Below are 12,928 nucleotides of genomic sequence, written 5' to 3' on the forward strand. Positions count from 1 at the left end.
GCCTTTCAGTCTCGCTCTCGAGCGGCGACTTGCTAACGACTGAAACGCCGGCACCATGCCTTATTAAACCGCCTCGTTGATATAATAATACTTTTAACCGCGTACCGCCACCTACTGGTATGAATCTGACACGGCGGTCAGTGCTTGCGGGTACTGGTGCCGTCTCGCTCGGTGCGGTCGCCGGCTGTCTGAGCGAGCCCGATGAGACAGGCAACGAGGGCGGCTACGCCGCCTTCTTTACCCTCTGGGATTGGGCGAATCAGGTCGCCGACGGCGAACTCGAGTTCGAGAACCCGGTCCCGGCCGGCGAGATGGGACACGGCTGGGAGCCCGACTTTGACCTCACCGCAGACGTCGCCTCGGGTGAAGTGTTCATTTACATGGACACACCCGAATTCTCGTGGGCTCAGGACATCGTCTCCGGCCTCGAGCGCGACTACGACGACAGCGTCACCGTGATCGATGCGATGAGCGGGATGGGTCCACACCTCATTCCGTTTGGCGGCGCAGACGACGAGGATGACGAGGACGATGGGCTTCCAGAGACAGACTACGACCACGAGTTTGACCCCGACGATATCGTCAGAGAGCGATTCGACTTCTATGATCTGCGCACGGAAGACCAACTCGGCTACTGGCACATCGACCACTGGCATGGTGGAGTTCCAGAGGTGCCGGTCGATGGCAGCGTGCCGATCGGAGCCGTGTTCCGTGATTCGGACGATCGGATCGTTCCGCTCGGCGAAAACGAGGCGTTCCAGTTCGACGCGCGACTGGCCGACGGCGCTCAGGAGGACGTCATCGAAATCACGTCCTACGGCGACTACGTCGAGCTGACGGGCCTCGAGACAGGAAACACAGCGATCATTTTCGAGCTTCGTCACGAAGGGGACCTCGTCTACGACACCGACGAGGGCCCGATGACCGTCGATGTGGTCGATGGAGAGGGGGCAAGCGAGTTCCACGACCCACACGTCTGGGTCGATCCAGTCCTCGCACAGGACGCTGTTTCGAACATCGCCAACGGTCTTGCCGAAATCGATCCAGACAACGCCGACCTGTTCGAGGAGAACGCCGAGGCGTACAACGAGCGACTCGCCGAGGTCGACCGGCAGTTCGAGCAGCTCGTCGAGGACGCAGACCGCGAGATCGTCGTCTTCGTCGGCCACGACTCCTATCAGTACATCGCCCGGCGATACGGTATCGAGTTCCACACGCCAACCGGTGCGACACCTGACGCCAGTGAGGATTTCGCTGCTGTTGCGAACTTGATCGATATCGTCGACGAACACGACATCGACACCATCCTCTACGATCCGTTCGAGTCCAGCGATCCAGACGACATGGACGACCTCCCGAGCGACGCCGAACAGCTCCTCGAGGGAAGTTCAGCGACTGACGCAGAACCGCTTAGCCCGGTCGAGGGAACGACGGGTGAATGGAACGAGGACGACTGGGGATGGGTCGAACAGATGGAAGAGATCAATCTCCCCTCGTTGCGAAAGGCGCTCGATGCCGAGTGAGTCCATGCCAGAACCGACCACGTCGGTATCGGCCGAGAGCCCGCCGCAAGATGGAAGAATTAAACGTTCGGACGCTCGACGCTCAACGGAGAAGACAGTGACACCGATCGTCGACGTACAGGACGTGACGTTCGCCTACGGCGAGAAAGTCGCCGTCGAAGACATCTCGCTGACGATCGAGCAGGGGGACTTTCTCGGATTGATCGGCCCAAACGGGTCGGGCAAGACGACGCTGTTGCACCTTATGCTCGGTCTCCAGCGTCCCGATAGCGGCACGGTCGAACTGTTCGGCCAGCCCATCGAGGAGTTCGAGGCAGGCGAGCGGATCGGCTACGTCTCCCAGCGCTCGACCGATCGGGGTGAGACGATGCCCGTGACCGTCCGGGAGGTCGTTCTCATGGGTCGGTTCGCCCATGCCGGGCGCTCGAGGCTCACCGAGGAGGATCACGAAATCGTCGATGAGGCCCTCGAAACGGTCGAGGTCAGTGATCTGGCCGATCGACAGATCAACCAGCTCTCAGGTGGCCAACGCCAGCGGGCCTTTATTGCCCGTGCGCTCGCCTCCGAGGCGGATCTGCTCGCACTCGACGAACCAACAGTCGGCGTCGACGCGGAGTCGCGCGATCAGTTCTACGGACTGCTCGACGAACTCAACCAACAAGGGATCACGATTATTCTCATCGAACACGACATCGACATCCTCACCAAACACGTCAACAAGATCGCCTGTATCAACAAGGAGCTCTACCACCACGGAAAGACCGTCTCGTTCCTCGAGAGCGATGCACTCGCAAAGGCCTACGGCGCGGCCCATGGCGTCGTCGAGCACGATCACCAATGAGCCACGACACGAACAATCCAGCTGAGGCCACGGACGCCGCCGGCGAGAGCGTAGGTGTTCGTGCGCGTCTCCACGCGGTTGGCCCCTCGAGGACGCAGCTCGAACTCGGCGGAATCGCCGCGACCGCGCTGCTCGCGATGGCGATGATTGCGTTTATCACCCTCGACTGGCTTCGTGGCGCGCCCGCTTGGCTCGGCGTCGCGCCCCATGCGGAGTTCCTGTTCAGCCAGTTCCTCATCGTCGGGATGTGGATGGATTTCTATCTCGGAACGAACATCTTCCAGCATCCGTTTATGTGGCGGGCGATCGCGACAGGTGTCCTGATCGGCATCGTCGCCCCGCTCGTCGGGACGTACCTGGTCCATCGGCAGATGGCACTCATCGGCGAGACGCTTGCCCACACCGCCTTTGCGGGCGTCGCCGTCGGTTTGATCTTCGTGGCGTTCGCCGAGGGGACGGTGTTGCTCGCACACGTCAGCAATAGCGGCGCGTTGATCCTCATCGCGATGGTCGTCAGCGCGCTGGGCGCGATCGGCCTCCAGTGGCTGACCGCGAAGACGAACACCTACGGTGACGTGCCGATCGCAATCGTCCTCAGTGGCAGTTTCGCCGTCGGAACCCTCCTCATCAGCTGGGGCCGTGAACGTGTCTCGATGGCGATCGACATTGAGGGCTTCCTCTTTGGAAGCCTAACCATCGTCACCGTCGAAGGGGCCCGGATGGTTGCGTTCCTCACCATCGTCGTCGTCGCCGTGATCGTCTTGACCTACAAGCAGCTGCTGTTCATCACGTTCGACGAACAGGCGGCCCGTGTCGCACGTCTCAACGTCGATGGCTACAACACCCTGTTGATCGTCATGACGGCGGTCGTCGTCGTCGGCGCGATGCAGATCCTCGGCGTGATCCTCGTCGCCGCGATGCTCGTCTTGCCGGTGGCCACGGCCTCCCAGATCGCCAGAAGCTTCCGTGAAACGCTGTATCTCTCCGTGCTGTTCGGACAGGCCGCAGTAATCGGTGGGCTGGCGTTTGCGATCTGGGCGAGTCTTCCACCGGGTGGCTCGATCGTCGTCGTCGCCATCGGCTTCTACCTGCTTGCGATCGTCCTCTCGGATCGCTCCGGGATGTCGATCTCGATGCACTGAGTCCGTCGGTCGCTATCGCCTCCCGATTGTCTCGAGGATTGCGCGCCGACGTGACGGATCGTGCCCAGCAAACGAGAGGAGGCCACGGCTTTAATTCCTCTCGCGTCGACCCAGCGAACGATGGGACGGTTATCCGCGTTATTCGACCCCGAGACCGTCGCCGTAGTTGGCGCGACCGACCGCGACGGTGCTGTCGGCCGTGCGATCGTCGAGAACCTCCGTGACGAGTTCGTCGGGGAGGTCGTGCCGATCAATCCGAAACGCGACGAGATTCTCGGGCTCGAGTGTTATTCAGCTGTGTCGAGTGCGCCGCCGATCGATCTGGCGGTCGTCGTCGTCCCGCCCGATATCGTGATCGAGTCGATCCAGGATATCGCCGAGGCGGGGACGAAAAACGTCGTCGTCATCACTGCCGGCTTCTCGGAGACTGGCAGTGAAGGTGCCAAACGCGAGCGCCGACTGCGCGAGATTGCCACAGAGTACGATCTCAACGTCGTCGGGCCCAACAGTCTCGGGATTATGTCCACGCCGAACGATATGAACGCCTCCTTTGGCCCCGAAACCGCGCTCGAGGGCTCGATCTCATTTATGAGCCAGTCGGGAGCGTTCATCACGGCCGTCCTGGACTGGGCCAACGAACAGGAGATCGGCTTTCAGGACGTCGTCTCGCTCGGGAACAAGGCGGTGCTCGACGAGACGGACTTCATCCGCGAGTGGGGTGCCGATGCAGAGACGGACGTCATCATCGGCTATCTCGAGGGGATCGACAACGGCGACGAATTCATCCGGGCGGCCCGTGACGTGACCGACGAGACGCCGATCGTCCTCGTCAAATCCGGTCGTACGGATGCCGGCGCACAGGCAGCTTCCTCACATACTGGCGCGATCGCTGGCAGCGAGCGGGCCTACAAAGCCGGCCTCGAGCAGGCGGGCGTGATCCGTGCTAACTCCGTCCAGGAGCTGTTCGACTACGCACGGGCGCTTTCGGGGCTGTCAGAACCGGATTCGGACGGCGTTGCGGTCGTCACGAACGCAGGTGGCCCCGGCGTGTTGACGACTGATGCAGTCGGTGACGTGCGTCTCGAGATGGCCGACTTCACCGACGAAACGATCGATGCGTTGAGCGAGGCGATGCCCGATGAAGCCAACATCTACAACCCGATCGACGCCATCGGCGATGCCGACGCCGATCGTTTTGGCGAGGCGCTCGATATCGCACTCGCGGATCCGAACGTCGGCAGCGCAGTCGTGGTTAGCGCGCCGACGGCAGTCCTCGAGTACGACACACTTGCCGAGACGGTCATCGAGAAACGCGCCGAACACGAGACGCCCGTCGTCACCTGTCTGATGGGTGGACAGCGAGCACGTGCTGCCGAAGAAGTCTTGCGCGAGTTCGGGATCCCGAACTACTTCGATCCCGCCCGAGCAGTCGCCGGGCTTGATGCGCTGGCCCGGTACCGCAACATTCGCGACCAGACGGTCGACGAGCCCGAACGGTTCGACGTCGATCACGAACGCGCCCGCGAGATTCTCGAGCGCGCAGCCGACCGTGACGACAACCGACTAGGCGTCGAGTCGATGGACCTCCTCGAGGCGTACGGCATCCCAACCCCAGATGGCGAGATCGTCGACGATCCAGAGCGTGCGTGCGAGGTCGCCGAGCGGATCGACGGCGACGTCGTGATGAAGATCGTCAGCCCCGATATCTCGCACAAATCCGATATCGGTGGCGTGAAAGTCGGCGTCGCCGACGCGGACGTCTACGATGCCTACGAAGATCTCGTCGCTCGAGCGCGCAACTACCAGCCCGACGCGACGATCCTCGGCGTGCAGGTCCAGGAGCTGGTCGATCTCGACGTCGCCACCGAGACGATCGTCGGGATGAACCGCGATCCGCAGTTCGGCCCGCTCTTGTTGTTCGGTCTCGGCGGCATCTTCGTCGAAATTCTCGAGGATACGTCGGTACGTGTGGCCCCAATCGGCGAACGCGACGCTCGAGAGATGATCGACGAGATTCGAGCAGCACCGCTGTTGCGCGGCGCTCGAGGACGAGAGCCCGCGGATATCGAGGAGGTTATCGAGACGATCCAGCGACTCTCACAGCTGGTGACTGACTTCCCGGCAATCCTCGAACTCGACATCAACCCGCTCGTTGCCGGCCCCGATGGCGTACAGGCGATCGACCTTCGACTCACCGTCGACACGGAGACCCTATGACCAACACTGAACCCACGGCGACCGACCAGACCGACAGCGAACCGACCGACGACAGCACCGACACGATCCTCGTTAGCTCACTCGAGACCAGCACCGGCAAGACGGCTATCACGCTCGCACTCGCCCGGCTTGCACAGCGCGAGGGCGACAGCGTCGGCTACATGAAGCCAAAAGGAACCAGCCTCCAGAGCAATGTCGGGAAGACCCTGGATGAGGATCCGCTGCTCGCTCGCGAACTGCTCGACCTCGACGCGGAGATGCACGACTTAGAACCAGTTGTCTACTCGCCGACGTTCATCGAGCAGGCGATTCGCGGGCGCGAGGACCCAGCAGAGCTCCGAGAGCGCGTTTCGGAGGCGTTCGAAACGCTCGCAGACGGCACTGATCGACTGTTCCTTGAGGGCGGCGGCGAGTACGACATCGGCGGCATCGTCGATCTCACGGATGTTGACATCGCAGCGCTGTTGGACGCGCGTGTTGTCCTCGTCGCATCCTATACCGTCCCCGGCGACGTCGACGACGTGTTGGCCGCGGCCGACGCCTTCGGCGACCGCCTCGCCGGCGTGATCTTCAACGACGTCCCAGACGCTGCATACGATCCGCTCGAGACCGATGTCGTCCCCTTCCTCGAGGGGCGAGGGATTCCGGTCTTCGGTGTCGTGCCGAGCGAGCAGGTACTCTCGGGCGTGACAGTTGACGAACTGGCAGCGGAGCTGGGGGCATCGATGCTCGTCGACGCTGGCGCGGACGCGTACATCGAGCGGTTTACTGTCGGTGCGATGGGCGGCGATAGCGCCCTGCGCCATTTCCGCCGGACGAAAGACGCCGCCGTGATCACCGGGGGCGATCGCGCCGAGATCCACCGGGCCGCACTCGAGGCACCCGGCATTCGGTGTCTCATCCTGACTGGCGGCCACCGGCCGTCGGGAACGATTATCGGGCAGGCAACAGAACGCGGAACACCGATTCTGACGGTGCAGACGGACACGCTGACGACCGTCGAACGTGCCGAAGACGTCGTCCGAAGTGGGCGTACGCGCAACGTTGAAACTGTCGACCGGATGGAACAGCTCCTCGGTGACCACGCAGCCATCGATTCGATTCTAGCCGCCGACAGCGATCGCCAACAGTAACCCGTTTGAGAGAGCCATCGCAACCAGTCGTCAAATGTGGTAGACAGGAGCGTGCGGTGGTGACGGCCGCCATCAGCATCGAACGCTGTCGAGAACAGACAGCTGGTTCTCGATTCATTCCAGCACGCCAGTACCACAGCGTCGACAGGTATCTCGACAACACGTTCGGTTTCAGTCTGCAATGACTGTCATGTCTGACCAAGAATTAAGAGTCCGCCCTGCATGAGGCCAGACATGGACGATACTCCTCAAGAGATCACCTCTCTCGTCGGACGCGAGGTTTACTCAAACAACGGCGTCTTCGTCGGCGAAGTCGAGGACCTGCGGCTGAACGTCGACGGCGAAGCGGTGACCGGACTCGCACTCGGAAACCTGAACACCGAGCTGTTTGCAGACGCCGCCCACGGCGGACAGGGCATCATCGTTCCCTACCGGTGGGTCCGATCCGTTGGCGACGTGATCCTGATCAACGACGTCGTCGAGCGTGTCCGCCAACCCGACGATGAAGAAGACGAACTGATCGCGTAGTGGCGCGCTAGTCCCTTCCCAAGCGTCGACTGATGAGTCGAACCGACACCCACCAACTGGTTCGACTCATCAGTTCAGGCTTGGGAAGCCACTAGTTCCCGTTTGACCCTTCGCTGCCATCGACGCCCATCGCGTCGAACAGCGTCCGCTTGACCGCCTCTTCAGTCAACTCGAGCAGTGTATCCCGGGTATCCTCCGAAATCTCGATGCCAGTGAAAATGCCGAGTGGGATCTCTGCACTGGCCTGTGTCGAGTGGCCTGCTGTCTCGCCCATCTCACCGTAGGCGTCCTCGAGCACTTTGCCGATGTTGATGCGGATGTCCTTCGAGCGCCCGGCGAGGAAGATGGTCTCATCGGCGATGCCGAAGACGGCAGTCGTCGTGACGCCCTCGAGATTGAGCAGGTGGCTCGCGGCCTGTGTCAGCGCCTCCCGATCGCGGACCAGGCCCGCGTTGGAGACGAGGTGACTCCCCTGAACGTCGCGGTTGGCGATCGCTTCGGCGAGCACGTCGAGCGTCTCGGGTGACATCGATGGCGACTCGACTTGTTCTAGGGTGTCGTGGTTTGCAAAGGGATACAGATAGGCCGCGGCGGTGAGATCGGCGGGGGTTGTGTCGCGTTTGAAATCCAGCGTCTCTGCACGGATGCCATACAGCAGTGCCGTCGCGACTTCCTCGGAGACGTTCATGTCGAACTCTTGAATGTATTTCGTCATGATCGTCGACGTCGAGGACATGTTGGGGCGGATGTCGACGAACTCGGGTTCGAACTCCACGTCGGATTCGTGGTGGTCGATCACGATGTCAACGGGGAGTTCCATCTCCGACGAGGTCGCGTGATCCACGAGCGCGACCGTATCGTACACCGATCGATCCTCGACTTCGTCCCACTGGACCAGATCGATCCCCAGCAGATTGACGAACGCGCGATTCTCCTGATGGCCGACATCGCCCAGATAGATGATATCCGATTCGATTCCGAGATGGTCGGCAATCGCCTGAAGCGCCGCCGCACTCGCGATCGAGTCCGGGTCCGGACTGTCCTGGGTGACGATCGCCAGCCGCTCGTCGGTCTCCTCTAACAACTGGGCGAGTTTGCCCGCGTTGTACTCGAGTTCGCCCGACTCGAGGGCGCGAAGCGCCGATTCGGCGATCACCGACGACGGGTTGATGACGATGTCCGCGCCGAGTTCCTCGAGTTCGTCGCCGGAGACGGGATCGCTCGCGCGGGCGACGACGAACTGGGTGTTGTCAGCGGTGCGGATGTGTTCGACGGCGCGTTTGTTCGATTCGACATCCGAGGCAAGGATGAGGACGACATCGCGGTCAGCGACGAGCTCAGCAGCCTCGGGCTCGCGGATGTCTGCGGTACGGGCGTCCAAGTCCTGATCGCGAAGTGACTCAACGCGGCTCTCGTCGCGGTCGATGATGCGGACGTCTTTGCCTTGTTCGACGAGCTCCTCCGCGACGGCGTAGCCAACGCTACCACAGCCCAAAATCGCGTAGTCAGAGATCGACGAGATCGTAACCCCCGTACTCATTGACCGAGTGGTCGGCCCGACCACACTTAACGCTCCCGAAGATTGTTACATCGCAACAGACGGTCTAGGTGACGAGAAAGACGTTCCAGATGTAGTAACGCCTGGTTCTCTCTGCCACAACGCCGCCCAAGGGAAACGTATTTTAGGTCCCATCCGAAAGTCGAAGGTACAGGGCCGGTAGCTCAGTCCGGCAGAGCGTCTGACTCTTAATCAGACGGTCGCGTGTTCAAATCGCGCCCGGCCCGCTTTTTCGACGAACAAATTCGTGAGCAGCAGGTCGCGAATCCGAAGCGATTTGAAGTAGACGAGTCACAGCCCGTAAGCGAGCACAGCGAGCGAACTGGAACGTCTCGGCGTCGTTCACGATCGTGCCCGGCCCGCTTTTGCGATACGCAAACCCGCGAGCAGCAGCGATCCAGCTCAACCTCCTTGGAGGACGATGAGCCGCCGAGTTATAAGACCGCCCACACCGTACGTCTCGAGCGAGTATGACTGTCACCTACGAGGGAATCACGTTCGAGCGACTCGGCCACGCAAGCAAGCGACTCGAGACCGACGACGGGCGCGTCATCTACGTTGATCCGTGGAGTGACGTCCTCGAGGGCGAGCCGGGCGACGGCGATGTCGTCTTTATCACCCACGACGATTTCGATCACTACGATCCGGACGGGATCGAAGCCGTTGCGGGGCCGGACGCCACGGTCGCGGTCTACGAGGCCGTCGACACCGACGAGCTCGCGTTCGACGTCGTCGACCTGCCCCTCGAGGGCGAGACGACCGTCGACGGGATCGACGTGCAGACGGTGCCCGCCTACAATGATCCAGAGGGCGACCATGTCGACGACGACGGGAACCCGTTCCATGCTGAGGGAGAAGTGATCGGCCTCGTCCTCGAACTGTCGGGGACGACCGTCTTTTTCCCGTCCGACTCGGACGCACTCGAGCACCACGAGACGATCACCGCGGACGTCCTTATCCCACCGATCGGCGGCCACTTTACGATGGATCGCCACGAGGCCGCGGACCTCGCTCGACACATCGAGCCTGAGCTCGTGTTGCCCGAACACTACGATACGTTCGAGCCGATCGAAACCGACGCCGAAGCCTTCGCCGAGGAACTCGAGGCCGATGGGATTCGCGTCGAGCTGTTCTGAGGGCGACTGCTGCGTTACGGCATCGACCCCGAGGCTGTTGACCGTTCATGGACACACGATTGTCGTCTCCCACGGTGGGCGTGTCTGTGTCCAGCCCTGATACTGTTGGACAGCAGTCAGTGACACGTCGGTCGCGAATTCGCGGCCGTTACCCTTGAGGACGGCCGTAGTAGCGCGATCGGGCGTTGAATAGTGCTGTCCGACAGCATGAAACGCAACTGACCCAACGCGTCTTCGGCCCGGTCCTCGGCCGAGCTGAGCCTGGTCGAACAGCTCTTGTATCCACTGCGTGAAGCCAACCATAATGAATCGAGAATCGACGCTCCGGGTTGTCTGTCTCGCCGGCTCGAGCGATTCGGGAAAAACCACGCTCGTCGAGCAACTTGTCCCGAAACTCGCCGAGTACGGACGCGTCGCAACGGTCAAATCGATCCACCATGATATCGAGATCGATACGCCGGGAACCGATACCCATCGCCACCGAACGGCGGGTGCTGAAACCGTCGTCGGCATTACTCCCGAGCTGACCTTCGATATCAGCACGCACGGAAAACGGGATCCACCGCCAGCACTCGACGGTGACCGGCTGCTCGAGTCCGACGACCACGAACTGCAGGCGCTTGCGAGCACACTCGCTCGACTCGAGCGACGGGGGTATGCGTTCGTCGTCGTCGAGGGCTTCACAAAAGCTCCACTGCCGACGATTCTCGTCGGTGACCGCGATCCGGCTGCAGTCGGCGGCGAGATCGTCGGCCGCGGAACGGACAGTCTCGACGAACTCTTGGAGACGATCCGGACACTCGAGCCACAGACGACCCTCGAGTGAGCCACCACGAATCAGATCGGACCGACGGATTCGGCTGACCAGGACATGATCGCGCTCTAATATCAGATGTTGAAGCCAGCTGATTTGCCGTCTCAGCACTCCTCGGAGCGGTGTTCTCGTCTACGTCGTCATCTCGTCGGGGGCTATCGAGACGGCCGTCGACATCGCACGAGCCGTCCGCTCAGGCAGCTGTTCGAGGCACGCGACTCGAGGAAGCCGTCCGGACGAGAGCATGATCGACCCGGACGACGACTCCGTGAAATTGACAGCAGCCGTGTCATTCGCTACTGTCGTTGCTAATCTCTTTGGAAATGGGGTTATCTGGATCCCGCTTGTACCACTGTTTGAACTCATGACCTCAATCGCAGACATCGAGATTCCGGCCGACGGAACCGGAACTGGCGAACTGTTCGAAGCAGCCCCGTCGCTGACCTGTGAAATGGAGCGGGTGATCGCCTCGAGTGGACACGGACTGTGGCTCTCAGGGCCATCACAGGACACGATCGAAACCGCGATGGACGACGCGAGTGCCATCGGCGCGTATTCGGTAATCAGCAGCGAAGACGACAACGATCGGTGGTTGTACGACATCGAGTTCGAACCCGACACCATCGATCTCTTCGAGGTCGTCCTCGAGGAGGGTGGAACCGTACTGAGTGCCTCGGCCTCGAGCAACACGTGGTTGCTGAGCATTCGGTTCGCTGATCGTGAAAGTGTCAGTTCGCTTTACGACCGGCTCGACAACGACAGTCTTACCCCAACGGTCGTCCGGCTGTTCGATCTGGCCGAAGAAACCAACTCGCAGTGTGGGCTCACCCCTCGACAGTACGAAACGCTCGTCGCAGCGATCGACCACGGCTACTTCGAGATCCCGCGCGAAGTATCGATGCAAGAGCTCTCCAAAGAACTGGATATCTCCCATCAGGCCCTCTCGGAGCGGCTTCGTCGGGCCTATCGCGCCCTCGTCACATCGGAACTAAACGTCTCCGAAGACGAAACTGTCGCGCCGCCGATGCCGTCGGACTGAGGCGAACGCGGCCGTTGGCCACCAGTCGAATCGAGGCCATCACACGGCAGCTCGTGACGGTTCAGGCTCCGTCCTCAGTTTCGCCCCCACTCGATGTTTTCGTGACAGCTCCTTCCCTCCTGACATCAGCCCCTGGAGTGGCTTCACTGACGAACGGCTGCTCGGTCGGGAGTCAACGAGTACCATTATGTGTGCTGACAGTAATCAGATATTCGTGAACGTCGACATCGAAGACGGAGTCTGTCAGATCGCATTTGACCGACCGGGCGCGCTCAACGCGCTGACGAAAGACACCGCTGTCGCGCTGGCTGAGACGATCGAAGACGCCTCAGTCGAGGAGTATCACGCGATCGTTATCTCCGGTGAGGGCGATGCCTTCAGCGCCGGCGGCGATCTGCAGGCGCTGTCACAGGCGCCTGAATCAACACGAGAGGCGTATGAATCGATCACCGACACGTTCGGCCGCGTCGTCGAGGCAATGCTCGAGTGTTCCGTTCCGATCGTCGCGAAGGTCAACGGGGACGCCATCGGCGCTGGGTTGGCAATCGTCGCCCTCGCGGACATCGCCTACGCTGCCGAGGACGCGACGTTTTCCTGTGCGTTCGTCCGCGTTGGGCTGATCCCGGACACCGGTGGCACGTTCATGCTGCCACAGATCATCGGCCTGCGCGCCGCAAAGCAACTCGCCTTTACCGGCGAGTTCTTCGGTGCCGAGCGGGCGGCCGACCTCGAGTTAGTCAACGACGCGGTCCCTGCCGCAGAACTCGACGACCGGGTCGAGGAAACCGTCGCCCAACTGCGCAAGCGGCCAACGGAGATCATCGGCCTCATGAAGCAGGCCATGCACGAGAACATGAGCCGCCACTGGTCGGAGGCCATCGACTACGAGAACCTGTTGCAGGTACAGGCACGAACCTCCGACGACCACGAGGAGGGCGTTAACGCCTTCCTCGAGGGACGAGATCCGGAGTTCAACACGTAATCGGCCAGGCTGCAC

Annotated in this window: 11 protein-coding genes and 1 tRNA gene; 11 read left to right on the forward strand and 1 reads right to left on the reverse strand. The window is 61.5% G+C overall.

Annotated elements, in window-relative coordinates; translation table 11 throughout:
• Window positions 1-119 precede the first annotated feature (119 nt).
• From ACERJA_RS11200 to ACERJA_RS11225, 6 genes are all read left to right on the forward strand, one after another.
• The gene (locus ACERJA_RS11200; RefSeq protein ID WP_373608262.1) at window positions 120-1,523 is read left to right on the forward strand and encodes a metal ABC transporter substrate-binding protein; all 1,404 of its coding nucleotides are present in this window, start codon (window positions 120-122) and stop codon (window positions 1,521-1,523) included.
• Window positions 1,524-1,620: 97 nt separating this feature from the next.
• Window positions 1,621-2,364, forward strand: coding sequence for a metal ABC transporter ATP-binding protein (locus ACERJA_RS11205; protein ID WP_006065528.1), 744 nt, complete (start codon window positions 1,621-1,623; stop codon window positions 2,362-2,364).
• Entirely contained in the window at window positions 2,361-3,506 is a 1,146-nt protein-coding gene (locus ACERJA_RS11210) for a metal ABC transporter permease (RefSeq protein ID WP_373608263.1), read from the forward strand. Before ACERJA_RS11205 ends, ACERJA_RS11210 begins: the two co-directional genes overlap by 4 nt.
• 120 nt (window positions 3,507-3,626) lie before the next feature.
• Window positions 3,627-5,723: an acetate--CoA ligase family protein gene (locus ACERJA_RS11215; protein WP_373608264.1), complete on the forward strand. Its 2,097-nt coding sequence runs from the start codon at window positions 3,627-3,629 to the stop codon at window positions 5,721-5,723.
• Window positions 5,720-6,856, forward strand: coding sequence for a phosphotransacetylase family protein (locus ACERJA_RS11220; RefSeq protein ID WP_373608265.1), 1,137 nt, complete (start codon window positions 5,720-5,722; stop codon window positions 6,854-6,856). The genes ACERJA_RS11215 and ACERJA_RS11220 overlap by 4 nt, the downstream gene beginning before the upstream one ends.
• 234 nt (window positions 6,857-7,090) lie before the next feature.
• A complete protein-coding gene (locus tag ACERJA_RS11225; protein ID WP_006065532.1) occupies window positions 7,091-7,384 on the forward strand; it encodes a PRC-barrel domain-containing protein in 294 nt (97 codons plus the stop codon).
• Window positions 7,385-7,475: 91 nt separating this feature from the next.
• On the opposite strand, the gene ACERJA_RS11230 is transcribed toward ACERJA_RS11225, so the two are convergent.
• Window positions 7,476-8,924, reverse strand: coding sequence for a DHH family phosphoesterase (locus ACERJA_RS11230; RefSeq protein WP_373608266.1), 1,449 nt, complete (start codon window positions 8,922-8,924; stop codon window positions 7,476-7,478).
• Window positions 8,925-9,095: 171 nt separating this feature from the next.
• On the opposite strand from ACERJA_RS11230, the gene ACERJA_RS11235 reads away from it, so the two are divergent.
• The 5 genes from ACERJA_RS11235 (at window position 9,096) to ACERJA_RS11255 (ending at window position 12,913) form a co-directional block, all read left to right on the forward strand.
• Window positions 9,096-9,169: transfer RNA gene (locus ACERJA_RS11235), tRNA-Lys, on the forward strand.
• 243 nt (window positions 9,170-9,412) lie between these two features.
• Window positions 9,413-10,078 (forward strand): MBL fold metallo-hydrolase, encoded by a 666-nt coding sequence (locus tag ACERJA_RS11240; RefSeq protein ID WP_373608267.1) that lies wholly within the window; start codon window positions 9,413-9,415, stop codon window positions 10,076-10,078.
• A 304-nt stretch (window positions 10,079-10,382) separates the two neighbouring features.
• Window positions 10,383-10,904 (forward strand): molybdopterin-guanine dinucleotide biosynthesis protein B, encoded by a 522-nt coding sequence (gene mobB / locus ACERJA_RS11245; RefSeq protein WP_373608268.1) that lies wholly within the window; start codon window positions 10,383-10,385, stop codon window positions 10,902-10,904.
• Window positions 10,905-11,256: 352 nt separating this feature from the next.
• Complete coding sequence (locus ACERJA_RS11250; RefSeq protein WP_373608269.1) at window positions 11,257-11,931, forward strand: helix-turn-helix domain-containing protein; 675 nt, start codon at window positions 11,257-11,259, stop codon at window positions 11,929-11,931.
• 214 nt (window positions 11,932-12,145) lie between these two features.
• Window positions 12,146-12,913 (forward strand): enoyl-CoA hydratase/isomerase family protein, encoded by a 768-nt coding sequence (locus ACERJA_RS11255; RefSeq protein WP_373608271.1) that lies wholly within the window; start codon window positions 12,146-12,148, stop codon window positions 12,911-12,913.
• Window positions 12,914-12,928: the final 15 nt, after the last annotated feature.

Origin of the sequence: Natronorubrum sp. A-ect3, assembly GCF_041821125.1 — an archaeon.
Lineage (GTDB): Archaea > Halobacteriota > Halobacteria > Halobacteriales > Natrialbaceae > Natronorubrum > Natronorubrum bangense.

Coding starts and splice junctions, on each gene's coding strand:
- ACERJA_RS11200 (WP_373608262.1), top strand. CDS start 120: ATGAATCTGACACGGCGGTCAGTGCTTGCGGGTACTGGTGCCGTCTCG.
- ACERJA_RS11210 (WP_373608263.1), top strand. CDS start 2,361: ATGAGCCACGACACGAACAATCCAGCTGAGGCCACGGACGCCGCCGGC.
- ACERJA_RS11215 (WP_373608264.1), top strand. CDS start 3,627: ATGGGACGGTTATCCGCGTTATTCGACCCCGAGACCGTCGCCGTAGTT.
- ACERJA_RS11220 (WP_373608265.1), top strand. CDS start 5,720: ATGACCAACACTGAACCCACGGCGACCGACCAGACCGACAGCGAACCG.
- ACERJA_RS11225 (WP_006065532.1), top strand. CDS start 7,091: ATGGACGATACTCCTCAAGAGATCACCTCTCTCGTCGGACGCGAGGTT.
- ACERJA_RS11230 (WP_373608266.1), bottom strand. CDS start 8,924: ATGAGTACGGGGGTTACGATCTCGTCGATCTCTGACTACGCGATTTTG.
- ACERJA_RS11240 (WP_373608267.1), top strand. CDS start 9,413: ATGACTGTCACCTACGAGGGAATCACGTTCGAGCGACTCGGCCACGCA.
- mobB (WP_373608268.1), top strand. CDS start 10,383: ATGAATCGAGAATCGACGCTCCGGGTTGTCTGTCTCGCCGGCTCGAGC.
- ACERJA_RS11250 (WP_373608269.1), top strand. CDS start 11,257: ATGACCTCAATCGCAGACATCGAGATTCCGGCCGACGGAACCGGAACT.